This window comes from Micromonospora phaseoli (assembly GCF_900109115.1).
In the GTDB taxonomy this organism is placed as follows: Bacteria; Actinomycetota; Actinomycetes; order Mycobacteriales; family Micromonosporaceae; genus Micromonospora; species Micromonospora phaseoli.
In genome coordinates this window covers 99,897-124,778 of sequence record NZ_FNYV01000006.1, presented here as the reverse complement: position 1 = coordinate 124,778, position 24,882 = coordinate 99,897, and the positions used below count along the sequence as shown (strand labels likewise).

The 24,882-nt window shown below is 71.7% G+C and carries 25 protein-coding genes and 1 pseudogene; 18 read left to right on the top strand and 8 right to left on the bottom strand.

What is annotated here, in order from left to right:
* The first annotated feature begins 34 nt into the window (after positions 1-34).
* On the top strand, positions 35-667 hold the full coding sequence (locus tag BMY89_RS16845; protein WP_092380949.1) for an HAD family hydrolase: 633 nt from the start codon (positions 35-37) through the stop codon (positions 665-667).
* Positions 668-695: 28 nt separating this feature from the next.
* On the top strand, positions 696-1,082 hold the full coding sequence (locus BMY89_RS16840; protein WP_092380948.1) for a cold-shock protein: 387 nt from the start codon (positions 696-698) through the stop codon (positions 1,080-1,082).
* On the opposite strand, the gene BMY89_RS16835 is transcribed toward BMY89_RS16840, so the two are convergent.
* Positions 1,043-1,891, bottom strand: a complete 849-nt coding sequence (locus BMY89_RS16835) for a 1,4-dihydroxy-6-naphtoate synthase (RefSeq protein WP_092380947.1) — start codon at positions 1,889-1,891, stop codon at positions 1,043-1,045. The two genes, BMY89_RS16840 and BMY89_RS16835, sit on opposite strands and share 40 nt — an antisense overlap.
* A 622-nt stretch (positions 1,892-2,513) precedes the next feature.
* Here BMY89_RS16835 and BMY89_RS16830 point away from each other — a divergent pair.
* Positions 2,514-3,206, top strand: coding sequence for a GNAT family N-acetyltransferase (locus tag BMY89_RS16830; RefSeq protein WP_111313831.1), 693 nt, complete (start codon positions 2,514-2,516; stop codon positions 3,204-3,206).
* Positions 3,207-3,240: 34 nt separating this feature from the next.
* On the opposite strand, the gene BMY89_RS16825 is transcribed toward BMY89_RS16830, so the two are convergent.
* Both BMY89_RS16825 and BMY89_RS16820 read right to left on the bottom strand, forming a co-directional pair.
* Positions 3,241-3,891 (bottom strand): futalosine hydrolase, encoded by a 651-nt coding sequence (locus tag BMY89_RS16825; protein WP_092380945.1) that lies wholly within the window; start codon positions 3,889-3,891, stop codon positions 3,241-3,243.
* A gap of 268 nt (positions 3,892-4,159) precedes the next feature.
* A pseudogene (locus BMY89_RS16820) lies at positions 4,160-5,561 on the bottom strand (MFS transporter); the annotation flags it as partial.
* Positions 5,562-5,648: 87 nt separating this feature from the next.
* Here BMY89_RS16820 and BMY89_RS16815 point away from each other — a divergent pair.
* Positions 5,649-6,485: a DUF3027 domain-containing protein gene (locus tag BMY89_RS16815; RefSeq protein WP_092380943.1), complete on the top strand. Its 837-nt coding sequence runs from the start codon at positions 5,649-5,651 to the stop codon at positions 6,483-6,485.
* 13 nt (positions 6,486-6,498) lie between these two features.
* Here BMY89_RS16815 and BMY89_RS16810 read toward each other — a convergent pair whose 3' ends face one another.
* Entirely contained in the window at positions 6,499-6,699 is a 201-nt protein-coding gene (locus BMY89_RS16810) for a DUF2530 domain-containing protein (RefSeq protein WP_232521401.1), read from the bottom strand.
* Between the two features lie 131 nt (positions 6,700-6,830).
* Between BMY89_RS16810 and BMY89_RS16805 the strand changes: the two genes are divergently transcribed.
* From BMY89_RS16805 to thpR, 5 genes are all read left to right on the top strand, one after another.
* Positions 6,831-8,309, top strand: coding sequence for an NCS2 family permease (locus BMY89_RS16805; RefSeq protein ID WP_092381204.1), 1,479 nt, complete (start codon positions 6,831-6,833; stop codon positions 8,307-8,309).
* Positions 8,310-8,438: 129 nt separating this feature from the next.
* The gene (locus BMY89_RS16800) at positions 8,439-8,888 is read left to right on the top strand and encodes a MarR family winged helix-turn-helix transcriptional regulator (protein ID WP_092380941.1); all 450 of its coding nucleotides are present in this window, start codon (positions 8,439-8,441) and stop codon (positions 8,886-8,888) included.
* Positions 8,889-8,967: 79 nt separating this feature from the next.
* Positions 8,968-10,245 carry an MFS transporter gene (locus BMY89_RS16795; protein ID WP_092380940.1) on the top strand — a complete coding sequence of 426 codons (1,278 nt, stop codon included), beginning with the start codon at positions 8,968-8,970 and terminating at the stop codon, positions 10,243-10,245.
* Between the two features lie 129 nt (positions 10,246-10,374).
* Positions 10,375-10,884 (top strand): hypothetical protein, encoded by a 510-nt coding sequence (locus BMY89_RS16790; RefSeq protein WP_092380939.1) that lies wholly within the window; start codon positions 10,375-10,377, stop codon positions 10,882-10,884.
* A gap of 21 nt (positions 10,885-10,905) precedes the next feature.
* Entirely contained in the window at positions 10,906-11,487 is a 582-nt protein-coding gene (thpR, locus tag BMY89_RS16785; protein ID WP_092380938.1) for an RNA 2',3'-cyclic phosphodiesterase, read from the top strand.
* Positions 11,488-11,573: 86 nt separating this feature from the next.
* On the opposite strand, the gene sepH is transcribed toward thpR, so the two are convergent.
* From sepH to BMY89_RS16770, 3 genes are all read right to left on the bottom strand, one after another.
* Positions 11,574-12,650: a septation protein SepH gene (gene sepH / locus BMY89_RS16780; RefSeq protein WP_092380937.1), complete on the bottom strand. Its 1,077-nt coding sequence runs from the start codon at positions 12,648-12,650 to the stop codon at positions 11,574-11,576.
* 246 nt (positions 12,651-12,896) lie between these two features.
* A complete protein-coding gene (gene serC, locus BMY89_RS16775; protein ID WP_092380936.1) occupies positions 12,897-14,024 on the bottom strand; it encodes a phosphoserine transaminase in 1,128 nt (375 codons plus the stop codon).
* 308 nt (positions 14,025-14,332) lie between these two features.
* The gene (locus tag BMY89_RS16770; protein ID WP_092380935.1) at positions 14,333-15,439 is read right to left on the bottom strand and encodes a citrate synthase 2; all 1,107 of its coding nucleotides are present in this window, start codon (positions 15,437-15,439) and stop codon (positions 14,333-14,335) included.
* 262 nt (positions 15,440-15,701) lie between these two features.
* Here BMY89_RS16770 and pdxH point away from each other — a divergent pair, with 262 nt between their 5' ends.
* From pdxH to BMY89_RS16735, 7 genes are all read left to right on the top strand, one after another.
* Positions 15,702-16,355 (top strand): pyridoxamine 5'-phosphate oxidase, encoded by a 654-nt coding sequence (gene pdxH, locus BMY89_RS16765; RefSeq protein WP_092380934.1) that lies wholly within the window; start codon positions 15,702-15,704, stop codon positions 16,353-16,355.
* A 2-nt stretch (positions 16,356-16,357) separates the two neighbouring features.
* Positions 16,358-17,647, top strand: a complete 1,290-nt coding sequence (locus BMY89_RS16760; protein ID WP_092381203.1) for an MFS transporter — start codon at positions 16,358-16,360, stop codon at positions 17,645-17,647.
* A gap of 111 nt (positions 17,648-17,758) precedes the next feature.
* Positions 17,759-18,688, top strand: a complete 930-nt coding sequence (locus BMY89_RS16755; RefSeq protein ID WP_092380933.1) for an aldose 1-epimerase family protein — start codon at positions 17,759-17,761, stop codon at positions 18,686-18,688.
* 48 nt (positions 18,689-18,736) lie between these two features.
* A complete protein-coding gene (locus BMY89_RS16750; protein WP_092381202.1) occupies positions 18,737-19,339 on the top strand; it encodes a nitroreductase family protein in 603 nt (200 codons plus the stop codon).
* A gap of 189 nt (positions 19,340-19,528) precedes the next feature.
* A complete protein-coding gene (locus BMY89_RS16745; RefSeq protein ID WP_092380932.1) occupies positions 19,529-19,834 on the top strand; it encodes a type II toxin-antitoxin system VapB family antitoxin in 306 nt (101 codons plus the stop codon).
* Positions 19,831-20,991, top strand: coding sequence for an acyl-CoA dehydrogenase family protein (locus tag BMY89_RS16740; RefSeq protein WP_092380931.1), 1,161 nt, complete (start codon positions 19,831-19,833; stop codon positions 20,989-20,991). The genes BMY89_RS16745 and BMY89_RS16740 overlap by 4 nt, the downstream gene beginning before the upstream one ends.
* A 79-nt stretch (positions 20,992-21,070) precedes the next feature.
* Positions 21,071-21,817, top strand: coding sequence for a DUF4230 domain-containing protein (locus BMY89_RS16735; RefSeq protein WP_092380930.1), 747 nt, complete (start codon positions 21,071-21,073; stop codon positions 21,815-21,817).
* A gap of 117 nt (positions 21,818-21,934) precedes the next feature.
* Here BMY89_RS16735 and BMY89_RS16730 read toward each other — a convergent pair whose 3' ends face one another.
* Complete coding sequence (locus BMY89_RS16730) at positions 21,935-22,141, bottom strand: PspC domain-containing protein (protein ID WP_092380929.1); 207 nt, start codon at positions 22,139-22,141, stop codon at positions 21,935-21,937.
* A 449-nt stretch (positions 22,142-22,590) separates the two neighbouring features.
* On the opposite strand from BMY89_RS16730, the gene BMY89_RS16725 reads away from it, so the two are divergent.
* Both BMY89_RS16725 and BMY89_RS16720 read left to right on the top strand, forming a co-directional pair.
* Positions 22,591-23,970, top strand: a complete 1,380-nt coding sequence (locus BMY89_RS16725) for an L-serine ammonia-lyase (protein ID WP_092380928.1) — start codon at positions 22,591-22,593, stop codon at positions 23,968-23,970.
* 69 nt (positions 23,971-24,039) lie between these two features.
* On the top strand, positions 24,040-24,867 hold the full coding sequence (locus BMY89_RS16720) for an ABC transporter permease (RefSeq protein WP_092380927.1): 828 nt from the start codon (positions 24,040-24,042) through the stop codon (positions 24,865-24,867).
* Positions 24,868-24,882: the final 15 nt, after the last annotated feature.

Below are 24,882 nucleotides of genomic sequence, written 5' to 3'. Positions count from 1 at the left end.
ACCGGTCGGTCCGGTAGCCGGGTAGCTTCGCAGGATGCTTCCAACGGGTGCACTGACGGTCGGATTCGATCTCGACATGACTCTGGTCGACTCGCGTCCCGGCATAGCTGCGGCGTTCCACGCGTTGACCGAGCGGACCGGGGTGCCCGTCGACGCCGAGGCCGCCGTGTCCCGGCTGGGCCCGCCGCTGCGTACCGAGATCGCCCACTGGTTCCCGCCGGAGCAGGTCGAGGAGGCGGTCCGCGTCTACCGCGAGCTCTATCCCGCGTACGCGATCACGCCGACCGTCCCGCTGCCCGGTGCCCGGGAGGCGCTCGAAGCGGTGCGGGAGCGGGGCGGCCGGGTGCTCGTGGTCACCTCCAAGCTGGGCCGGCTGGCCCGGCTGCACCTGGACCACCTCGGCCTGGTGGTGGACGAGTTGGCCGGCGACCTGTTCGCCGAGGAGAAGGCGACCGCACTGCGGGAGCACGGTGCGACCCACTATGTCGGTGATCACGTCGCGGATATGGTCGCCGCACAGGCGGCACAGGTGCCCGGGATCGCGGTGACGACGGGCCCGTGTTCGGCCGACGACCTGCGAGCTGCCGGCGCGGCGACGGTGCTGGCGGATCTCACCGGATTCCCGGCGGCGCTCGACGGCATGATCCGGCTAGCCTTGAAGCAGTAGACGGTTCGAACGAAGCAGGGGTTCTCACGTGCCTACGGGTCGAGTGAAGTGGTACGACGCCACCAAGGGATACGGGTTCGTCACCAGTGACGAGGGTGGCGACGTGTTCCTGCCGAAGGGCGCGCTGCCGGCGGGTGTCACCGACCTCAAGGGCGGCCAGCGGGTCGACTTCAGCGTGGTGGACAGCCGGCGGGGTGCGCAGGCGATGGGGGTGAAGCTGCTGGACGCTCCGCCGTCCGTGGCGGAGCTGCGCCGTCGGCCCGCCGAGGAGCTGCACGGCCTGGTCGAAGACATGATCAAGGTACTGGAGGCGAAGGTCCAGCCGGATCTGCGCCGGGGCCGTTTCCCGGATCGCAAGAGCGCGCAGAAGATCGCTCAGCTGGTCCACGCGGTCGCCCGCGAGCTGGAGGTCTGAGGTACCAACCCGGCGTCGGCGGCCCGGCCCAGCAGCGCCTCGACGGCGGCGAATCCCGCTTCCCCCAGTTCCGCGGTGAATTCGTTGACGTAGAGGCCGATGTGCCGGTCCACCACGTCGGGCTCCATTTCCTGGGCGTGCGCCAGCACGTACGCCCGGCTGGCCGCCGGGTCCGCCCAGGCCCGGCGGACGGAGTCCCGGATCCAGCCGGCGGCCTGCTGCGGATCGACCGCGCCCCGGCGGGCCAGGATGGCGCCGAGTGGGATCGGCAGGCCGGTGTCGGCCTCCCACCATTCGCCCAGGTCGACCAGGGCGGTCAGGCCGTGCCGCGGATAGGTGAACCGAGCCTCGTGGATCACCAGCCCGGCGTCGTACCGTCCAGCGGCGACGCCCGGCATGATCTCGTGGAACGGCACCACCTCGATGCGTCGCGGCGTCCGGCCGGCGGCCCAGAGCCGGAAGAGCAGGTAGGCCGTGGTCCGGTCACCAGGCACCGCCACAGTGGCACCGGTAAGATCAACTCGGGCCGGCCCGCCGTCACGGTCGGACCGGGTGAGCACCAACGGGCCGCATCCCCGCCCCAGCGCACCCCCGCAGGGCAGCAGGTGGTAGTCGTCCAGCAGCCACGGCAACGCCGCGTAACTGACCTTCACCAGGTCGAACGCGCCCCGCTCGGCGGCGGTGTTGGTGACATCGACGTCGGCGTACGTCACCTCGATCGGCGGCGCGCCGGGCACCCGCCCGTGCACCAGGGCGTGGAAGACGAACGTGTCGTTGGGACAGGGCGAGATCGCCAGCGAGAGCGCCACACCCCCACCGTAACCCTGCCCCCGACCTGCTCCGCCCCGCCCCCGACGGTCCGCCCCGCCCTCTCCGCCCTCCCCCGACCGCCCCTGCCCCGGAGGCCCGAGGCCCCCGAGGCCAGGCCCGGAAAGAAAGGTGTGGCCCGGAAGTCGGGGAGGTCAGTAGGTGGGTTCGAGCACTGTCGAGCTGAGAGCGCAGACGGATCGGTGGGAAAAACTACTGGGGTGGGGGCTGCCACCTGAGGGTGCAGGAGGCGTGCCCCCTTGGACATGGCCCGGGGACCCGGCCGAGCTGCGGCGCGAGCGCGTCGGCCGGAGGTGCGTTCGGGTCGGCTGTGTCAGGTCGGTGGTGCCCGTGCGTTGCGGGGTTGGCCGGGTGAGCCCGCTGCCGGTGGTTGGGACGGTCTAGCTCCGACCGCTGTGCCATCGGACGTGATAGCACAAACGGTTCAGCTCGACAGTGTCCGAACACCAGACCGTCGCCTCTTGTGGCCGCCGAGCCCCGAACCCCCCGCCCTCCCGCTCCGCCGCCCACGTCGACCGCGAGCGTCCGCATCTCTCCAGAGAGTTATCCACAGATGCGCGCCGGGGGTTGAGTGGTCGGCCGGCGGAGCGGGAGCATCGTGGCATGGGGGATGGGAGCGGTGACTCGGTGGATCTGGGCGCGACGTTGCGGATTGCCGCAGCCAGCGATCCAGGCCTTGCCGGCGCCCCAGCCCTTGCGGCCCTGGTGGGCGACGCTGTCTCCGACGACGCCCGGCGGGACGAGGCGGGCCGCCGTTATCCGGCCCATCTTGACGTACGAAAGGTGCGGACGCTCCATGACTGGCCGGGTGCCTGGTGGGCGCACTCGTATTCGCTGCCGCCCGACCGGTGGCCGCTGCGGGTTCCCGAGGTGACCTACGACCTTGACCGGGGCCGCCGGGATGAGCGACGACTACGGCAGAGGCTCCGCGACTCGGTACGGATCCGTCGACTCACCGACGGCGTGCCGGACGGATGCTGGCGGCTGATAGCCGAGTTGCCTGACGGCGATGTCGTGGGTGAACTGCGTGCTCATCAGCGCAGCCTCGATCTGCTGCTTGGCGAGGATCTGGGCGACCAGCGGGAGGTGGTGCTCGACGGCGTGCTGGTCGCTCCCGGGCTCCGTCTGCTCGGCATCGGGCGGCGGCTGGTGGCCAGGTTGACCGAGGAGACCGGTCGGGCCGGACTGAGCACAGTCTGCGCCGTGGCTGAGTTCGGCGGCATCGATTTCCTGCTCGCGTGCGGCTACCGGATCGAGCGGACCCGGCCCCAGTCCCTGCGCCTCGACCACCGGTGACGGAACGTTCGAGCGTCGGGGCAGCTGCCGGCTGTCAACGCAGGGCGGCAGCTGCGGCGGTCAGGGCGGCGAGGGCGTCGCGTAACCGCCACGCGTCGCGGTCGCGTGGGCCGATCGGGTTCGAGATGGCGCGCAGTTCGGCGAAGGGCACGCCGGCGTGGCTGGCGGCCACGGCCACGCCGTACCCCTCCATCGCCTCGGCCACCGCGTCCGGGTGGCGCTGGCTCAGTGCGTCCGTGCTGGCGGTGGTGCCGGTGACGGTGCTCACGGTCAGCACCGGCCCGACGGTGGCGTCCGGCAGTGCGGCGCGTAGGGCGGCCAGCAGGGTGGAGTCGACGGCGACGTCGGTGCCGCCGCCGAGTAGTTCGGGTGGCATGCCCAGCTTGTCGACGGGGATGAAGCCGTCGGGTGATTCGGCGCCCAGATCGGCGGCGACGGCACGGGTGCCGAGCACGATGTCGCCGACCGCCACCCGGCCCACGAAACCGCCGGCCACGCCCGCGCTGATCACCCCTCGGTACGGTCGGTCGGCCATCTCGGCGAGCGCCAGCAACCGGGCCGTCGCCGCCCCGGCGACGGCCGGGCCCACACCCACCGGCACCACCGCCACCGTCGGATCGGCGAGGCCGGCCTGGATCGCCTCCGCCTCGGCGGGGACCGCGGTGACCACGAGCAGGCCGGTCACTTCATGGAACCAGGCGAGCTGCGCCGGGTCTCGTCGTCGCCGGCCCCGCTGACCGCCGACGACGGGCGGTAGATGTGGAAGCCGGGCGGCGCGAGGCCGGGCTCCTCGGTGCTCGCTCCGCCGTGGAAGGGCGCCGGGGAGGTGGGGGCGGCCTCGGCGGCCTCCCGATCCCGGGCGGCCTGCTCGTCGGCGGCCCGTGCCTCGGCGGCCCGCTCGTCAGCGGCCTTTTCCTCGGCGGCGCGCTCGTCGGCGGCCTTTTCCTCGGCGGCCCGCTCGTCATCGGTCAGCGGCCGGCCGCGCAGCCGCTCGGACCGCAGCCGTCGGGCCATCACCAGCGCACGGGCGGCGGCCAGCGTGCCGACACCGGCGGCGACGGCTATGCCGACCCGGCCGTCGAAGGGTACGAGCCCCAGACCGCCGCCGGCCACGAAGGCGAGCATCAGCGCCGTCTCGGAGTGGGCGAAGGAACTGGCCCGTAGCCGTTCCGGGATGCGCTCCTGGATCGAGGCGTCCACGGCGAGCTTGGCGATGCCGCTCATCATGGCCGCGACCACGCAGAGTAGGGCGACCATCGGCAGCGAGAAGCTCAGTACGGTGAGCACGGCCACACCGGCGACGATGACCATGCCGCTGGACTGGAGGGCGGCTGGCCGGTGGATTCGCAGTCGGGTACCGATCGCGGTGGCCAGGAAGGTGCCGATGGCCAGTGACCCGCCCACCAGGCCGAGTGCTCCCTCGTCACCCAGGTCGCGCCCGAACACCACGGTGGTCAGGTCGCCGGCCTTGATGGTGAAGGCCAGGAAGAGCAGCAGGAAGCCGTAGACCGCGCGCAGCGTGGCCGCCCCGATCAGGTTCGAGATCACCAACCGTCCGGCGGGGCGGCCCCGGCCCAGTGGTCGCTCGCCGGTGCCGCGCCGCAGCGCCCGTAGCGGTCGCGGCACCCGCTCCGGTGGTTCGGAATCGGCCTTCGGCGGCAGTCGGAGGGAGATCACCATGCCGACCAGGAAGATCACCGAGGCGACCCGTAGCGGCCACTGCGGTCCGAACCAGAACGCGGCCAGGCCGATCGGGGCGACCAGGGCCCCGGCGACCGTGCCGTACACGCTGGCTCTCGCGCCGACCTGGGACAGGCCGAGCCCTTCCGGCAGCAGCCGGGGTACGGCCGCGGAGCGGGCCACTCCGTACGCCCGGGACAGCGCCAGCACGCCGAAGGCCGCCGGGTACAGCCCGAAGCCGTGGATGTAATCGGAGATCAACCAGGCCAGAAACGCCCGGCCCAGCATGGTGGTGGCCAGGGCGTACCGGCGGCCGTGCCGGAAGTGGTCGAGCAGTGGCCCGACCACCGGGGCGAGCATCGCGAACGGCACCATGGTCACCAGCAGGTAGAGCGCCACCTTGCTCCGCGCCTCGCCGAGCGGCACGTTGAAGAAGATCGTGCCGGCCAGTCCGATGGCGATCAGCGTGTCCCCGGCGCAGGAGACCGCGTGCAGATCGAACAGGCGGACCATGCCGGTCTCGCCGCCGGCGCCCCGGGCCCGGGCCCGGGCGGCACTGCGGGTCGCCCAGCGCCCCCCACTGAGCGAACCCCGCAGCAGCAGCCGAACGGCGCGGATGCCGGTGCCGACGGTCCGCCCGAGGAGGGACCGCTCGGAGCGGGAGAACAGCGGCATGGGAACCATCCTGAACCATCGGCCCGACAGATGCCGCGCCACTTCCGCAGAACACCTCTGGGGAGTGCCTCACAGCCGACCGCACCGATGGGGGACAATGGTCGGGTGACCAGGCCCGCCTCCGCCCGCGCCGTTCGTCTCGACCAGGTCTGCGCCGCCGCCGTCGAGGTGGCGCGCACCGGCATCACCGAGGTGGGGCCCGACGACGTCGGCGATCACCTCCAGGTGGTCGCCGAAGGTGACCGGACCGTCACCCACTACTTCGAGTGCCGATTGGCCGGTTATCGCGGCTGGCGGTGGGCCGTCACCGTCACCCGGGTCGCGCGCAGCCGTACCGTGACGATCTGCGAGACCGTGCTGCTGCCCGGGCCGGACGCGCTGCTCGCACCGGGCTGGCTGCCCTGGCAGGAGCGTCTCAAGCCGGGCGACCTCGGCCCGGGCGACCTGCTGCCGACGCCGGCGGACGACGAGCGGCTCCAGCCCGGCTACCTCCAGTCCGACGACCCGGCCGTCGAGGATCTCGCCTGGGAGTTGGGGCTCGGCCGGTCCCGGGTGATGTCGCGGGAAGGGCGCATCGAGACGGCCCAGCGCTGGTACGACGGCGACCACGGCCCGTCGGCGCCGATCTCGACCGCCGCGCCGACCGCCGCCCGCTGCGGCACCTGCGGCTTCTACCTGCCGCTCGCGGGCAACCTGCGGCAGTGCTTCGGTGTCTGCGGCAACTTCTACGCCCCCGACGACGGCCGGGTGGTGAGCGTCGACCATGGCTGCGGCGCCCACTCCGAGACGTTGGTGGATGCCGAGACGGCGGTGGAGGAGATGCCGACCGTGTACGACGACAGCGCGATGGAGCCGATGTCGGTCAGCCGTGCGCTCGGTTCGGTCGAGGCGGGCGAGCCGGCGGAGCCGTACGGCCACTCCTGAGCGCCGCGGTCGCTCAACCTGCGGCGCGACGGCGACGTCGGTGGGCGTCGTGGCGCATCATCACAGCCAGTCCCGGGAAACCCCACAAAAAGCCGGCCAGGCAGATCCAGAGCCAGTTCTCATGGCCGTCGGCGACCAGCCGGTCGCGGAACAGCAGCAGCACGAGCCCGGCCGCCGCCCAGGCGACCATGCCGGCGAGCGCAAACGGCACCATCGGCGGGTCTAGCGGCTCGGGGCGGGGCTGCTGCGTCGGCACCCGGCCAGGGTACGCGACCGTGCTTCCCCGCCGGTCGGTCATCTGCGACGATGCGCGCGTCAACCCGATGATCCGCTGTGAGGTTCCTGATGGCAGTAGCGCCGCCCGACAACGGCACCCCACCCGACTCCAGCCGGCCGCGGAACGGCTTCGACCGGTACTTCGAGATCTCGGCCCGTGGCTCGACGCTGAGCCGCGAGGTACGCGGTGGTCTGGCCACCTTCTTCACGATGGCGTACATCGTGGTGCTCAACCCACTCATTCTCGGTAGCGCACTCGACGGTGACGGGAACTCCCTACCGATCCCGGCGATCGCGGCGGCGACCGCCCTGGTCGCCGGCCTGATGACCATCCTGATGGGCGTGGTCGGCCGGTTCCCGCTGGCCGTCGCCGCCGGTCTGGGCGTGAACGCCCTGGTGGCGTACGAGATCGCGCCGGAGATGACCTGGGCCGATGCGATGGGTTTGGTGGTGATCGAGGGTCTGATCATCGCGGTGCTGGTGCTGACCGGGCTGCGTACCGCCGTGTTCCGTTCGGTGCCGACCCAGATGAAGACGGCGATCGGCGTCGGCATCGGCCTGTTCCTCACCATCATCGGTCTGGTGGACGCCGGCTTCGTGCGGCGGATCCCGGACGACGCGAACACCACCGTCCCGGTCGGTCTCGGCATCGGCGGCAAGCTGGTGAGCTGGCCGATGCTGGTCTTCGTGGTGGGTCTGCTGGTGACCCTGGTGCTGGTGGTGCGGCGGGTGAAGGGCGCCATCCTGGTCGGCATCCTGGCTTCCACGGCGCTGGCGATGGTGGTGGAGGCGCTCGGCAACATCGGCCCGTCCTTCGTTGACGGCGAGCCCAACCCGAAGGGCTGGTCGCTGAACGTCCCGACGTTGCCGAGCAACCCGTTCGGCGTGCCGGACCTGTCGCTGCTCGGCCAGTTCAACGTGCTGGGCTCCTGGGAGCGGGCCGGCTGGCTGGTCGTGCTGATGTTCATCTTCACCCTGCTGATCACCGACTTCTTCGACACGATGGGCACGATGGTGGCCGTCGGTCAGGAGGGCGGCATGCTCGACGAGCAGGGCACCCCGCCGCGTACCAGGGAGATCCTGCTGGTGGACTCGATCGCCGCGGCCAGCGGTGGTGCGGCCAGCGTCTCCAGCAACACGTCGTACATCGAGAGTGCCGCCGGTGTCGCGGAGGGCGCCCGGACCGGGGTGGCGAACCTGGTCACCGGGGTGCTGTTCCTGCTGGCCATGTTCCTGGCGCCGTTGGTGGTGGTGGTGCCGTTCGAGGCGGCGTCCGTCGCGCTGGTGGTGGTCGGGTTCCTGATGATGACCGCGGTGCGCACCATCGACTGGTCCGACTACGAGATCGCCATCCCGGCCTTCCTCACCATCGTGCTGATGCCGTTCACCTACTCGATCTCCAACGGAATCGGCGCCGGCCTGATCGTGTACGTGGTGGTGAAGCTCGCCAAGGGCAAGTCGCGGGAGATCCACCCACTGCTGTACGCGGTGGCGGCGCTGTTCGTGGTGTACTTCCTGCGCGGTCCGATCGAGGCGCTGCTCTTCTGACGCCAGCCCGGGCCGGGTGGGTGAGCCGCGTCAGGCGGTTCGTGATCCCGGCCCGGAGCAGGGGGAACGTCGGGGTGAGCATGCTCATATTCGCTGCGCCCGGTCAGCTAATTAGTTAGGCTAACTATCGTGACGGAGCGGACGGTGACGGCTCAGAGCATGCCACCGGCGCAGCTGGCCATTCAGCTGCGTGATGCGATCACCCGGCTGAACCGGCGGGTCCGACAGGCCCGGCCGGTCGGTGACCTCACGGTCACCCAGTTGTCCGCGCTCACCAGCCTTCGGCTGGCGGGCGCGCTCACGCCGCGAGAGCTCGCCGACGTCGAACGGGTACAGCCACCGACGATGACCAAGATCGTCGCGAAGCTGGAGGAACGCGGCCTCGTGCAGCGGACCCCGCACCCGACCGACGGCCGGCAGGTCATCCTTGCGACGACCGAGGGGGGCCGGGCCGTGCTCGACCAGTTCGAGCGGGTCCGGGACGAGTGGCTGGCTCGCCGGCTGACCGAACTGAGCGATGCCGACCGGGAGACCTTGCACCACGCCGCGGAGATTCTCCAGCGACTCTCCCGAGCCTGACGCCGCGCACACCTGGTGTGCCCCGCGCCGTGCCGTCCGTCGTTGACGACGCGTACGACCGCGAGGAGGCGCACCAAGCGTGCACGCGAGGCTGAGCACGATGTTCCAGTCCCTACAGGTCCGCAACTACCGGCTCTTCGCATCCGGGCAACTGGTCAAGCTGATCGGTGTCTGGATGATGTTCATCGCGCAGGACTGGCTGGTCCTCGAGCTTTCCGATGACTCGGCCACCGCTCTCGGTGTGGTCGTTGCCCTCCAGTTCACCCCCGTCCTGCTGCTCACCCTGCTCTCGGGCCGGCTCGCCGACCGGTACGACAAGCGGATGCTCCTCTTCGTCGCCAACGCGTTCTGGACCGTGCTGTCGCTGGCGATGAGCGTGCTCGTGCTCACCGGCCTGGTTCAGCTCTGGCACGTGTTCGTCTTCGCCGCCCTGCTCGGCGTGGCCAACGCGGTGGAGACCCCGGTGCGGCAGGCGTTCGTCTCCGAACTGGTCGGCACGTCGCTGCTGCCCAACGCGCTCTCGCTCAACGCGGCCGTGTTCAACTCGGCCCGCATCGTCGGCCCGGCCATCGCGGGCCTCGCCATCGCCCTGGTCGACGTCGGGCCGGTCTTCATGGTGACCGCGCTCAGCTCGATCGGGCCCCTGATCACGGTGATCCAGATGCGTCCGGCCGAGCTGCACCGCGAGCCCCTGCTGCCGCGCGACGAGCGGGCCGCGGCGACCGTGCTCGACGGGCTGCGCTACGTCGGCCGCCGTCCCGACCTGCTGCTGCCCATGGTGGTGATGTCGGTCATCGGGATGTCGCTGTTCAATTTCCAGCTCACCCTGGCCGCCCTGGCCAAGACCGTGTTCAACACCGGCGCGGCCTCGTTCGGCCTGTTCAGCACGACCCTCGCCGCTGGCGCGCTGGTCGGCGCGCTGGCCGGGACCGGGCGGCGCAGCCGCCCCTCGGTCTGGCTCGTGCTCGGTGCCGCGATCGCCTGCGCCGCCTTCGGCACGCTCGTCGGGCTCGCGCCCGAGTACTGGATGGTGCTGGTCCTGCTGCCCCCGACCGGCTTCTGCATGGTCTACTTCGCCCAGGCGGCCAACCAGCGGGTCCAGCTCGGCACCGACGCCGCCTTCCGGGGACGGGTGATGGCGCTGTGGGTGCTGGTGTTCCTGGGTACCAACCCGGTCGGCGCGCCGATCATCGGCTGGATCGCGGAGACCTTCGGTGCCGGCGCCAGCATCTGGGCGGGCGGCCTGCTCTCCCTGACCACCGCGTTGCTCGCGCTGGCCTGGCAACTACGCCGGGCCGGGGCCCGACTGCGGTTCCGGATCCTGCCGATGCCCCGCTTCTACGTAACCGAGGCGTGAGCCGGACGCGTCGTGTCCGTGTCGCCGCCCCGCGCCGTGTCCGCGCCGCTGCCCGTGTCCGCGCCGGGGCTCCGGGTGGATGCGGGAAAATCGGTTACGTGACGCTACGCGTCGGCATAGCTTCGGTGGGTGGAGGTCCTACGCTTACTGCTGCTCGCCCTGGCGCTGGCCGCCGTGGTCGCCCTGCCGGTGCTGATCGCGCTCGTGGTCTGCGCCGACGAGGTTGTCGACCGGCTGAACTGCGGATACACCGAGTGGCGGGAGCGGCGCCGGGCGCGGCGTCTGATCGCCCGGTTGAACCAGGCGGTCGACGCGGACCAGGTCGCGACCCGGATCGCCCTCGACGCCCTCGACCGAGTCGACCGGCGTCCGCTGGAACAGATCGCCGCCGACCTGCGCTGCCTGCGCCGAGAACGGGCCGGCGGTGCCGGGCCTGCGGTGGTGTGGCACAGCAGCGTGCTGGACGCGTACGACGGCCGGCTCCGGCTGGCCTGCCGAGCGCTGGGCATCACCGAGCATCTCGGCGAGTTGACCGGGCTCGACCGGCAGATCGAGCGGGTACGGGTCGAGGCTGAGTTGGACGCCGCGGGCCTAAGGCTGCGGGCGGCCCGCCCCGGGCAACACGAGCGGCACCACTAGCTACCTGCGACCCTGTGGCAGGTGCGACTCTTTACCGCGATCTACCCGCCGGCCGAGGCGGTCGAGCACCTGACCACCCGGGTGGCCGGCCTGCGGCTCGGTGCGGCCGCGGCCGCCGGGACGAAAGTCGGGATGGTGGACCCGGCCCAGGCCCATCTCACCCTCGCCTTCCTCGGCGACGTCGCCCCTGGGCGGCTGGTCGAGGTGGAGAGCGCCCTCGGGCTGGCCGCCAGATGGTCACGTGACACGCGTACCGCCGCGCCCCGGCTGCGACTGACCGGGGGTGGGCGGTTCGGACGCGACCGGTTCACCGTGCTCTGGGCCGACGTGGGTGGTGACGTCGAGGCGCTGCAGGTGCTCAGCCGGTTGATTCGCTCCCGGTTGCGCCACGCCCGCCTCCCGTACGACGAGAGGCCGCTCCGCCCGCACCTGACCATCGCCCGCCCCGGAGATCGGCTACCGCCAGCCGACATCGAGGCTGACCTCGCTGCCCTGGCGGACTACGAGGGCCCGGAGTGGCCGGCAGGAGAGCTCGTCCTCACCCACAGCGAACCCGGCCCGCACCCCGCCTACCATCGGCTCGCGGCCTGGCCGCTCGGGTAGCCCTTGTGCCGACCTCCTCGACCGAGGACACCGACACAAGGGCCCGGCAAATCGACATGTGCGTCGAGATCCTGGCGGGCGATGCGTCAGGAGGACTCGCGAGCGGCGGGGCCGGTGCCGAAGAGGACGTCATCCCAGCTGGGCAGGCGCTTACGGGGCTTGCCGCTGGTGTCGGTCGACTCGGTGGCGCCGCCGGTCGGCGTGTTCGTCCGGCGGGGCCGCAGCACCGCCAGCGAAGGCACGGCCGGGACCTCCTTGGGCGCGTCCGCGTCATCGTCGAAGGCCGACCCCTGACCGCCGCCGAGCAGCGCCGCTGCGCCGCCGGGGACCGCCCGCTGTCGAGACCCGTCCTGGCCGGCCAGGGCGGCCGGCGAACGGGGCTCGAGACCCCGACCAGTGGAGCCGAGCGGCCGGTCGAGCGAGGCCAGCAGGGCGTCCCGGCCGGCGCGGATCGGGTCGCGTCCCGACCGGCCCGGCTCGGCGGCCGCGGGCAGCCCGTGGCCACCCCGGCTCGGCTCGCCGCGCGACGGGCCGGGCAGCGCGTGGCCACCCCGCTCCGGTGCCGGCTCCTGGCCGAGGATCGGCGTCGGACGCTCGGCGCACAGGTACTGCGCCATGTCGTCGTGCGGTGCGACCGACTGCCGGGTCTTGTCGAGATCCCAGACCGCCTGAGCGGTGGCCTTGCCGGACGGCCAGGTGGCGACGATGCGCCAGGTGCCGTCGTCGCGGCGCCACGCATCCCAGGAGATCTTCTCCGTGTCGATCCCGTGCTGCGCGAGGCGGCCGTTGACCACCTCGGCCAGCGGGGTGGGCTTCTCGGCACCCTTGACGCGGGTGCGCCGGGCGTGCTGGGCGAGCATCGCTCGCTCCTGGAGCACCGGCCCGGCGTAGCGGAGCACCCGGTCGACCGGTACACCGGCGATGCGGGCGACATCCTCGGCGGACTCGCCGGAGCGGATCCGGGCCTGGATGTCCCGAGGGGACAGTGACGGCACCGCATCGACAACGGTCGGCGCCACACTGAGGGTCGGCGCACCCGGCTCGGCGTGCAGCACCTCGGCGACGCGCTCGTCTATGGGTAGGGCAAGCAGTCGCCCGACCTCGTCGGCGAGCACCAGGGCCTGGCCGTCCTCGGAGAGGGCGACGAAGCGTACTGGGCGCATCGCGTTGCCTCCGTCCCGCTTCGCTGGCCGTTCGCCACGAGCCGGCCACCCGGGCGTTGCGTACCACGGTACGCCCATCCGCAGCCAGGTGGGAGACGCCACGCCCGGGCAAGTCGTGCTGCGCAGCCTGATTCGCAGCCGTCGGGCGCTGTGCGGCGGGTCAGTCCTGGCGGGTCGGAAATGACGTTGAACGCAGGCATGCGTGGGCCCGGCGACCCGCTGGGTCGCCGGGCCCACGGCACCGTCCTACAGCCGCTCGACGACGTAGTCGATGGACGCGGTCAGCGCTTCTACGTCGGCCGGGTCGACGGCCGGGAAGAGCGCGACCCGCAGCTGGTTACGACCCAGCTTGCGGTACGGCTCGGTGTCCACGATGCCGTTGGCGCGCAGCGCCTTGGCGATCGCGGCGGCGTCCACCCCGTCGGCGAAGTCGATGGTGGCGACCACATTGGAGCGCAGCGCCGGGTCGGTCACGAACGGGGTGGCGACGGACGAGCGCTCGGCCCAGCCGTACACGATCGCGGCGCTCTCGGCCGTGCGCTTCGCCGCCCAGGCCAGGCCGCCCTGGGAGTTCATCCAGTCGGTCTGCTCCGCGGCGAGGAAGATGGTGGCCAGCGCCGGAGTGTTGTAGGTCTGCTCCAGCCGCGAGTTGTCGATCGCGGTGACCAGGTCGAGGAACGCCGGGATGTACCGACCGGACGCCTTGACCTCGGCGGCCCGCTCCAGTGCGGCCGGCGACATCAGGGCCAGCCAGAGGCCACCGTCGGAGCCGAAGCACTTCTGCGGGGCGAAGTAGTACACGTCGGTCTCGCCGACGTTGACCTCCAGCCCGCCGGCGCCGGAGGTGGCGTCGACCAGCAGCAGCGAGCCGGGGTCGGCGCCGGCCACCCGGGCGATCGGCACCGCCACACCGGTCGAGGTCTCGTTGTGCGGGGTGGCGTAGACGTCCACACCCGCCTCGGCGACCAGGGCCGGCGCGCTGCCCGCGTCGGACTTGCGGACCGTGGGCTCGCCGAGGAACGGCGCATCCTTCACGGACTTGGCGAACTTCGCGCCGAACTCGCCGAAGCTGGCGAACTGGGCCCGCTCGCGTACCAGACCGAACGTGGCGACCTCCCAGAACGCGGTGGTGCCACCGTTGCCGATGACCACCTCGTAGCCCTCGGGCAGGGAGAAGAACTGGGCGATACCGGAGCGCAGCCGGGCCACCTGGTCGCGGACGGTCTGCTGCCGGTGGGAGGTGCCCAGGTAGCTGGTCGCCACCTCGGCGAGCGCGGATACCGCCGCCGGACGGACCTTGGACGGCCCGCAGCCGAATCGGCCGTCGGCGGGCTTGATCTCGTCGGGAATCCGGATGGTCGGTGCGTCAGCCACGGTTTTCAAGATCCTTCCGCATGGGTCTGGGCCCGGGTGAGCGGGTTGGGTGCGGACCGACGGCGGACGCGTGCGCGATCGCACGGCCGAGCGAAGGTCGGAGCCGTCCGGCAGCGCTGCCGGCCTTCATCCTTGCACCAGTCGCCGCCGGTCCGGACGCTGGTCCCATCCCGAACCGTGAGGCGTCCGCCACAGCCCACCCGCACGGTCCCACCCGCCGAGCGCGGCGGCGGCCCTGGGTAAGGGTGGGCGTTAAGAAGGGGCCCCTCCTCTACGCCAGGCGTTAAGAAGGGGCCCTTCCTTACACCTCAGACGTCGTGGGGGACGGCGTCCCAGCCGTCGACCTCGTGCGGCTTGCGCGGCGAGTGGCCGACGTAGCGGGCCGAGGGGCGGACCAGCCGCTGGAGCCTCTTCTGCTCCAGGATGTGGGCGCTCCAACCGCCCATCCGGGCACAGGTGAACATGGAGGTGAACATGTGTGCCGGCACCTCGGCGAAGTCGAGCACCACGGCGGACCAGAACTCGACGTTGGTGGCGAGGACGCGGTCCGGCCGGCGTGCCTGCAACTCGGCGAGCGCGGCCTTTTCCAGCGCCTCGGCGACCTCGAAGCGCGGCGCGCCCAGCTCCTTGGCGGTGCGGCGGAGCACTCGGGCGCGCGGGTCCTCGGCCCGGTAGACCCGGTGGCCGAAGCCCATCAGCCGCTCGCCCCGGTCGAGCACGCCCTTGACGTAGCTCTCCGCGTCGCCACTGCGCTCGACCGCCTCCAGCATGCTCAGCACCCGCGACGGCGCGCCGCCGTGCAGGGGGCCGGAGAGCGCGCCGATGCCCGAGGAGATGCAGGCGGCGGCGTCCGCGCCGGTGGAGGCGACGATCCGGGCGGTGAAGGTGGAGGCGTTCAGGCCGTGCTCAGCGGCCGAGATGAAGTACGCGTCGACGGCCTTGACGTGCCGCGGATCGGGCTCACCCCGCCAACGCTTCATGAAGCGCTCGACGACCGTCTCCGCCTTGTCGATCTCCTTCTGCGGCACGGCCGGCAGGCCGAGGCCACGGGCCGACTGGGCGACGAAGGAGAGTGCGGTGACCGAGACCCGGGCGAGGTCCTCGCGGGCCTGCTCGTCGGAGATGTCCAGCAACTGCTGCAAACCCCAGTACGGGGCGAGCATGGCGACGGCGGACTGCACGTCGACCCGGATGTCACCGGAGTGCACCGGCACCGGGAACGGCTCGGCGGGCGGCAGACCGGGGCCGAACCGGCCGTCGACCAGCAGCGCCCAGACGTTGCCGAAGGAGACCTGGCCGATCAGGTCCTCGATGTCTACCCCGCGATAGCGCAGCGCACCGCCCTCGCGGTCGGGCTCGGCAATCTCGGTTTCGAAGGCTACGACGCCCTCAAGTCCGGGTTTGAAATCGGCCATCTCACTACTCCTGGTGTGTGGTCGGTGCGCCCGCCCGGGCTCGGTGTCCCGGCCCCGGCCGGGTGAGCGCCTTAGGCGACCCTCAGGGATGTGTTCGTGACATCTTGCCTGCTGGTGGCCAGGTGCGCGAGCCGCTGTGGATGTGCTGCTGGCGACATCCCGGTTGCCGGCCCCCGCTCCCCGTCGACAAGACTGGGCCGGACGGGCCGGACGGGCTGGTCGCCGGGCGCACAACGGCCCGACGGGGAGGAGCGGGAACGTGATGGGGGACACACCGCCGCTGGCCGGGATGCGGCACGAGTACGCCGCCGGGTCCGGGCTGGCGGAGGCCGAACTGGCCGCTGACTGGCACACCCAGTTCGACCGGTGGTTCGCCGAAGCGACGGCCGCCGGGCTGCCCGAGCCGAACGCCATGGTGTTCGGCACCGCCGACGCCGCCGGGCGGCCGAGCGCGCGGACCGTGCTGCTCAAGGGGTACGACCCGGAGGGCTTCGTCTGCTACACCAACCACGACTCCCGAAAGGGTGCCGAGGTGACCGCCAACCCGTACGCCAGCCTGGTCTTCCCGTGGTTCCCGATGCAGCGACAGGTGATCGTCGCCGGCCGGGTGGAACGGGTCGACCGGGCGGAGACCGAGGCGTACTTCGCCAGCCGGCCGCGTGGTTCGCAACTCGGCGCGTGGGCCAGCGCCCAGTCGTCGGTGCTGCCGGACCGGGCCGCCCTGGACGACGCGTACCGGGCGGCGGCGGAGCGGTTCGCCGACGTCGACCCGATCCCCGCCCCGCCGCACTGGGGTGGGCTGCGGGTACGGCCCGACTCGGTCGAGTTCTGGCAGGGCCGGGCCAGCCGGCTGCACGACCGGTTGCGGTTCCGTCGTGCCGACGGCGGCTGGATCGTGGAGCGGCTGGCACCGTGACCGTGGGTGAGACGAACCGGCCGCGCGAGCAGCGCCGCTGGGCGATCGATCTGCGTCCGTTGCGGGTGCCGGCGTACCGGCGGCTGTGGGTCGGCAACGCCATCGCGATGTTCGGCTTCCAGTTCACCGCCGTCGCGGTGCCGGTGGAGATGTACGCGCTGACCCAGGACTCGTTCTGGGTCGGGTTGCTCGGGGTGGCCGCTTTCGTGCCGCTGCTGATCTTCGGCTTGTGGGGCGGGGCGGTCGCCGACGCCATCGACCGACGGCGGGTGCTGTTGGTTGGTTCGGTGCTGCTCTGGCTCGCCGTGCTGGGGCTGTTGGCGCAGGCGCTGCTGGGGGTGGGCAGTCCGGTGCTGCTGCTCGCCCTGGTGGCGCTGAGTTCGGTCTCGTTCGCGATCGCCGGGCCGGCGCGCGGTGCGCTGGTCGGGCGGCTGGTCCCGGCCGAGCTGGTGCCGGCGGCGACGACGCTGAACTTCACCACGGCGATGGCCACCGCGGTCCTCGGGCCGCTGGCCGCCGGCCTGATCCTGGCGATCTGGGAACTCGGGGTGGCGCTGCCGATCGCGTACGCCGTGGACGCGACGCTGCTGGTCGCCCTGGTCTGGGCGGCGCTGCGGCTGCCCGCCATGCCGCCCGAGCCGGATCCGCACGGCGAGCCGCGGCAGGCCGGACTGCGCAGCATCGTCGACGGGGTCCGTTACCTGGCCGGTAGCCCGGTGCTGCTGCTCTCCTTCGCCATCGACCTGATCGCGATGGTGTTCGCCTTCCCCCGGGCGCTGTTTCCCGAGGTGGCGACCGAACGGTTCGGTGGCGGTGCGGCGGTGGGCTGGCTGTACAGCGCGATCGCGATCGGCTCGCTGCTCGCCGGGCTGGTCTCCGGCTGGATCGGCCGGGTACGCCGGCAGGGGCTGGTGCTGGTGCTGGCCGTCGTGGGTTGGGGCGTCGCGGTGGCGCTGGCCGGGTTGGCCGGGCAGCTCTGGCTGGTCGTCGCGCTGCTGGTGCTGGCCGGGGCGGCCGACCTGGTCAGCTCGGTGGTGCGGCAGTCGATCCTGCTGCTCTACGCGCCGGACCGGATGCGCGGGCGGCTCCAGGGCGTCAACACCGTCGTGGTGGCCGGCGGGCCGCGGCTCGGCGACCTGCGGGCCGGCGCGATGGCGGCCAGCTTCGGCAGTGGGGTCGCCTGGGTCGGTGGCGGCCTCGCGGCGGCGGCGCTGGCGGTGCTGCTCGCGGTGGCCTTCCCGGCGCTGGTCCGCTACCGCCCGTCGACCGCGTCGGGCGGCCAGCGCAGCTGACGGTCACCGGGCGTGCGACGGGTCTGACGGTCGCCGGGCGCGCAGAGCGCTCGGGACGGTCACCGGGGCACGGCGAGCGCGGCGCGGTCGTGAGGGCTAGGGTCTGGCGACATGGACAGCCGCGATCCGCGTCTCCTTTCCGGGACGCAGTGGAGCATTTCGGCCGCCGGACACGAGGCGGTCATCGTCGAGGTGGGTGGCGGACTCCGCGCCTACCGGCAGGACGGGGTCGAGCACCTCGACGGGTACGCCACCGACGAGATGTGCCCCGGCTCGGCCGGGCAGGTGCTCGCTCCCTGGCCGAACCGGATCCGCGACGGCGTGTACACCTTCGACGGGCAGTCGAGGCAGCTCAACCTCACCGAGCCGGATCGGCACAACGCCATCCACGGCCTGGTGAACTGGGTGCCGTGGCAGCTGATCGAGCAGCGACCGGACGAGGTCACGGTCGGCTACGACCTGCCGCCGCAGCCCGGGTACCCGTGGCCGTTGCGGCTGCGGACCCGGTGGAGCGTGGGGCCCGACGGGTTGCGCGGCGAGCACGAGGTGACCAACGTCGGCACCGAGAAGGCGCCGTTCGGCTTCTCCGTGCACCCGTACCTGCAGTTGCCGGGGGTGGCGGTGGAGGACATCGCGCTGCGGGTGCCGGGCCGGACCCGGTTGCTGCTGGACGGTCGACTGCTGCCGGTGGGCGCGACCGAGGTCGCCGGTACCGAGTACGACTACACCGAGCCGCGCCGCATCGGCGAGGCAGTCCTGGACCTCGCCTTCGGGCAGGTGACGCGGGACGCCGACGGTGGCTCCGAGGTGACGCTCGCCGCGCCGGACGGGTCGAGCAGTCTGCGGATCTGGGCCGACGACCAGTTCGGCTGGTGGCAGGTCTTCACCGGTGACACGTTGACCGGTGAGCGGTTCCGCCGGTCGGTGGCGGTGGAGCCGATGACCTGCCCGCCGGACGCGTTCCGCTCCGGCCGCGACCTGATCACCCTGGCGCCGGGCGACACCTGGCGCGGGGGCTGGGGCATCCGGCCCGGCAGTTGACCGGGGAGTTCGCCTCGGCCGGGCAGGTGGGTGGGTAAGGAGCAGCAGGTGGAGTTCGCGGAGGTCGTCCGGCGACGCCGGATGGTACGCAACTACGACCCGGACCGCCCGGTCCCACCGGAGGTGGTGGAGCTGTTGCTGGAGCACGCGGTGCGGGCACCGTCGGCCGGGTTCTCGCAGGGCTGGGGTTTCCTGGTGCTGGAGGAGCCGGCCGACCGGGAACTCTTCTGGTCGGCCAGCACGCCGGAGGGCGGCGGGACGGGGCGCTGGCTGGCCGGGATGCGTCGGGCTCCGCTGATCGTGGTGCCGCACGCCAACCGCTCGGCCTACCTGGAGCGCTACGCGGAGCCGGACAAGGGCTGGGCGGATCGTTCGACGGAGCGCTGGCCGGTCCCCTACTGGTACGTCGACACCGGCTTCGCCGCGCTGCTGATGATGCTGACCGCGGTGGACGAGGGCCTCGGCTCGTGCTTCTTCGGCATCCCACCGCAGCGGCTGGATTCCTACCGTGCGGCGTTCGGCGTGCCGGACGCGTACCACCCCATCGGAGCCATCACCATCGGTTACCGAGCCCCCGACCACCGGTCACCATCGCTGCGTCGGGGGCGCCGTCCGGTGGAGGAGGTTGTCCGGCGGGGGCGGTGGAGCTGACCCGAACCGGTGGTTTCGTCCGGTTGAGAACCGGACGACAGGTCGCGAAACTGGCATCAGGGAGCAGAACGTGGGGTGCGGGGTCCGGCTACGCTGGCACGGTCATCGGCACCGCAGGTCGCGGTGTCGTGCCGCGACCCGGACCGGCGTCGTGGTTCGGCCCGGCCAGGGGGAGGGGAGCGTGCCGTCGTGATCTTCAGAGCGGTCCGGGACGGACGTCCCTATCCGGAACACAACCTGACCCTCAAGCAGTGGGCGGAGATCCCGCCCCGCCCGCTGCGCCTGGATCAGCTCATCACCACCAAGCGCGAGCTGGCGCTGGACAAGCTGCTCGCCGAGGACTCCACTTTCTACGGAGACCTGTTCCCGCACGTGGTGCAGTGGAACGGCGGCCTCTTCCTGGAGGACGGCCTGCACCGGGCGCTGCGGGCCGCGCTGCAACAGCGTAACCAGATCCACGCTCGGGTCTTCGTCTTCACCGAGGCCCTCGCGTGACCTCGGTGGACCTGCTGGACCTGGATTCGGCGCTGACCGAGGAGGAGCGACAGATCCGGGCCGTCGTGCGCCAGGTGGTCGACGACCGGGTACGCCCGCACGTCGCCGGCTGGTATGAGACGGGCCAGGTGCCGGCCCGGGAGCTGGCCCGGGAGTTCGGGAAGCTCGGCCTGCTCGGGATGCACCTGACCGGTTACGGCTGTGCCGGCTCGACGGCCGTGGCGTACGGGCTGGCGTGCCTGGAGCTTGAGGCCGGCGACTCCGGCGTCCGGTCGCTGGTCTCGGTGCAGGGCTCGCTCGCCATGTACGCCGTCTGGCGCTTCGGCAGCGAGGAGCAGAAGCAGCGCTGGCTACCGGCGATGGCGGCCGGCGAGGCGATCGGCTCGTTCGGGTTGACCGAGCCGGATCACGGCTCCGACCCGGCGTCGATGGCGAGCCGGGCGCGGCGCGACGGCGACGACTGGGTGCTCTCCGGCAGCAAGATGTGGATCACCAATGCGCCGATCGCCGATGTCACCGTGATCTGGGCGCGCACCGACTCCGGCGTCCGGGGTTTCGTCGTACCGATGGACACGCCCGGGGTGACGGCGCGGGAGATCACCCGCAAGATGTCGCTGCGCGCCTCGCTGACCGGCGAGATCTCGCTCGACGACGTCCGGCTGCCGGCGGACGCGCAGCTACCCGGCGCGACCGGGTTGAAGGCACCGCTGAGCTGCCTGACCGAGGCCCGGCACGGCATCGTCTGGGGCGCACTCGGTGCGGCTCGCGACTGCCTGGAGACGGCCCTGGGGTACGCGACGACCCGCACCCAGTTCGGCCGGCCGCTGGCGGGCTTCCAGCTCACCCAGGCCAAGCTCGCCGACATGGCGGTCGAGTGGAACAAGGGCTACCTGCTGGCGCTCCAGCTGGGTCGGCTGGCCGACGCCGGAAAGCTGCGCCCCGAGCAGGTCAGCGTGGGCAAGCTGAACAACGTTCGCGAGGCGCTGGCCATCGCGCGGCAGTGCCGCACCATCCTCGGCGCCAACGGGGTCTCCGGTGACTATCCGGTGATGCGACACGCCAACAACCTGGAGAGCGTGCTGACGTACGAGGGCACCTCGGAGATCCACCAGTTGGTGATCGGGCAGCGGCTCACCGGCATTTCCGCCTTCGTCTGAGCAGGCTTGGCGAGCGCGTGTCGTACGTTGGGCTTACCGTCATCATCAGACAACGCGTCTTGCGAGGACGGTGAGGGCGATGGCACGCGACGGCGACATCAACGAGCCCACCAGCAGGTTTGGCGACCACGGCGAGGTGCTGACAGATCGGTCGGATGCTCCGGCGGAGCCGCCGCAGCAGCCCGGCGGCGCGGCCCGCGCCCTGCTCTGGGTGCTCGGGGCCGCGGCGCTCGCGGTGGTGGTGCTGCTCGGCGTGCAGACCACCGGGATCCTGCCCGAGTTCCGTAACCCGTTCACCAAGGAGCAGACCGACCGCAGTCAGCCCGCGCTGCTCGAGTCGATGCAGGATCTCAGCCGCTACGTGGCCGCCGAGGGCAACTTCCAGGTCGTGGTCGACCTGGAGAACGACCGGCGGCACGTGCCGGACTGGCTGCTCAACCAGCGGACCTTGTTCGTCGGATCGGGCAGCGTCGAGGCGTACGTCGACTTCGGCACCCTCGCCGAGGGAGCGATCGTGCAGTCGGCCGACGGCAAGTCGGTCGAGATCAAGCTTCCGTCGCCGCAGTTGGCCGAGACCAACCTCGACCTGGAGAAGAGCTACGTCTTCGCGGAGGAGCGTGGCCTGCTGAACCGCGTGGGTGAGCTGATCAACGGCGACCCCAACCGGCAGCAGGAGGTCTACCGCCTGGCCGAGGACCGGATCACCGCCGCCGCTCGGGAGAGCGGGCTGGCCGCGCGGGCCGAGGAGAACACCCGCAAGATGCTGGAGGGGCTGCTCCGCTCGCTCGGCTTCGAGCAGGTCACCGTCACCTACATCGCCCCCTGACCCGCCCGGCCGCCCGTCGCCGCCCGGTCCCCCGGTCGGTGGCGGGCGGCTGTCGCGGTCGCCCGAGGAGCCGGTCGGTGGCGGCGGACGCGGCGACCTTCCCGACGTTGCGGCTGATCAGCGGCCGGCGACCAGGTGGCGGTCCTCGTTGGGCATGATGATCCAGAGCGCCAGGTAGATGATCACCTGGGTGCCGGGCAGGAGCAGCGACAGCAGGAACAGCAGCCGGACGAACCCGGCCGACGTCCCGAACCGCCGCGCCAGGCCGGCACAGACTCCGGCGAACATGCGCCCCTCGCGGGGGCGGACCAGTTTGCGACTCATCGTCGTACTTCCCCTCTGCGGCGATCCGCCGCTCCTGGAATCAACGCTAGGGATGGATGACCGTCCTGCCCTCGGTCCCGAGGAGGAAGGCCACTGCGCTGACCCGTAGGTGCTTACCCGCGTGGTCTCCGGACGACGCCTCCCGCCGGGGCCCGAGGGTGGATGCGTCGCCGAGGAAGAGGGGAGGTCTCTCCGGTGGTCGCTGTCGAGGTGAACCGTTCGTGCTGTCGCCGGCGTGATCCGTCTGCGCCATCAGCTCGACAGTGCCCGCACGCCAGTCACGGCCGCGCTCCGGGTAGTAGGCTCGCCGGTCGGACGCCCTCACCCCGGGCGTCACCAGGGCCGGACCGTACCGGGAACCGGCCACGACCGGGCCGGCTTCGCAGAGCGAAGTCGACCATGACCCGGCCGCTGTCCGGCAACACCGGCGACGGCGAGAAGGCACAGTCATGATCAGCGTGTTCGACCTGTTCAGTGTGGGCATCGGGCCGTCCAGCTCGCACACGGTGGGGCCGATGCGGGCGGCGCGTACGTTCGTCGCCGGGCTGAAGGCCGACGGTCTGCTCAACGAGGTCGCCCGGGTGCGGGCGGAGCTGTTCGGGTCGCTCGGCGCCACCGGACACGGCCACGGCAGCGACCGCGCGGTGCTGCTCGGCCTGGCCGGGGAGGCGCCGGAGACGATCGACACCGACAGCGTCGAGGCGCGGGTGGGTCGGATTCGTCAGGCACGGCAGCTGGCCCTGCTCGGCACGCACGAGATCGACTTCGACGTGGACCGGGATCTGATGCTGCACCGCCGCCGGTCGTTGCCGTACCACCCGAACGGGATGATCTTCTCGGCGTACGACGTGGCCGGTGCCGAGCTCAGATCGCGTTCCTACTACTCGGTCGGTGGCGGTTTCGTGCTGGACGAGGCCGCCGCCGGAGCGGACCGGATCAAGCCGGACAGCACCCCGGTCCGGCACCCGTTCCTGACCGGCGCGCAACTGCTCGACGTGACCGCCTCGACCGGGCTCTCCATCAGCGAGGTGATGCTCGCCAACGAGCTGTCCTGGCGGGCCGAGGCGGACGTCCGGACCGGCCTGCTGGACATCTGGCGGGTGATGCGGGAGTGCGTCGAGCGGGGCTGCACCCGCGACGGCACCCTGCCGGGCGGGCTGAGGGTGCGCCGCCGCGCCGCCGAACTGCGTCGCAGCCTGGAAGCCGACAGCCAGGCGGACACGGGCGGGGATCCGCTGCGGGTGATGGACTGGGTGACGCTGTTCGCGCTGGCCGTCAACGAGGAGAACGCGGCCGGCGGACGGGTGGTGACCGCCCCGACGAACGGCGCGGCCGGGATCATTCCCGCGGTGCTGCACTACTACACGCGCTTCGTGCCGGGAGCCTCCGACGAGGGGGTGGTGCGGTTCCTGTTGACGGCCGGGGCGATCGGGGTGCTGTTCAAGGAGAACGCGTCGATCTCCGGCGCGGAGGTGGGCTGCCAGGGCGAGGTCGGCTCGGCCTGCTCGATGGCCGCCGCCGGGCTGGCCGAGGCAATGGGCGGCACGCCCGCCCAGGTGGAGAACGCCGCAGAGATCGGCATGGAGCACAACCTCGGGCTGACCTGCGACCCGGTCGGGGGCCTGGTGCAGATCCCGTGCATCGAGCGCAACGCCGTGGCTAGCATCAAGGCGATCACCGCCGCCCGGCTCGCGCTGCGCGGCGACGGGGTGCACGCCGTCTCGCTCGACAAGGTCATCAAGACCATGCGGGAGACCGGCGCCGACATGAAGGTCAAATACAAGGAAACGGCGCGCGGCGGCCTGGCCGTCAACGTGATCGAGTGCTGAGCGTACGGCTCGTCGGGCGGTGTTCACCGGCTGCTAACCTGTCGTCCGTTCAGCAGGCGGGAGACGGCGGTGACCTCTGGCGTCGGGGCGTTGTGGTCGCACCGCAATTCGCTGCGCATCCTGGTCAGGCGCGATCTCGCGGTCAAGTACCAGCAGTCGGTGCTCGGTTACCTCTGGTCGCTGATCGAGCCGCTGGGCATGGGGGCGATCTACTGGTTCGTCTTCGGTGTCCTCTACTCGCGCGACACCAACCGGCACCTCGGTGAGGCCGCCGGGTCGTACCCGCTGTTCCTGATCACCGGGATCTTCGCCTGGATGTGGACCAGCTCGGCGCTGAGCGAGGCGACCCACGCGCTCACCGGCCAGTCCCGGCTGATCACCACGATGAACGTGCCCCGGCAGGTCTTCCCGATCGGGCGGGTCGCCGGCCGCTTCGCCGAGTACGCCGCCGGCCTGCCGATCCTGGCCGCCATCGCGATCTGGTACGCGGCCGACGACCGGATCGAACCCGGCTGGTCGCTGCTGGCCCTGCCGCTCGCGGTGCTGGTGCAGGCGACCCTGTTGATCGGGCTGGCGCTGCTGCTGTCGGCGTTCAACGTGCTGATGCGGGACGTGGAGCGATTCATGCGCCTGATCATCCGGGTGCTCTTCTACGCGACGCCGATCATCTACCCACTGAGTCTGGTGCGCGACTCGGGCCTGCCCGGCTGGCTCAAGCTGGGCTACGAACTCAACCCGCTGGTCGGCATCTTCCAACTGCACCACGCGGTGTGGTACCCGGACGAGTTCCCGGGTGCCCGGATGCTCGCCACCACCGTCGGCATCAGTCTGTTGCTGCTCGTCGCCGGTTGGTGGGCGTTCCGTCGGCTCGAACCCGCCGTGCTGAAGGAACTGTGATGGCTGAGGCGATCA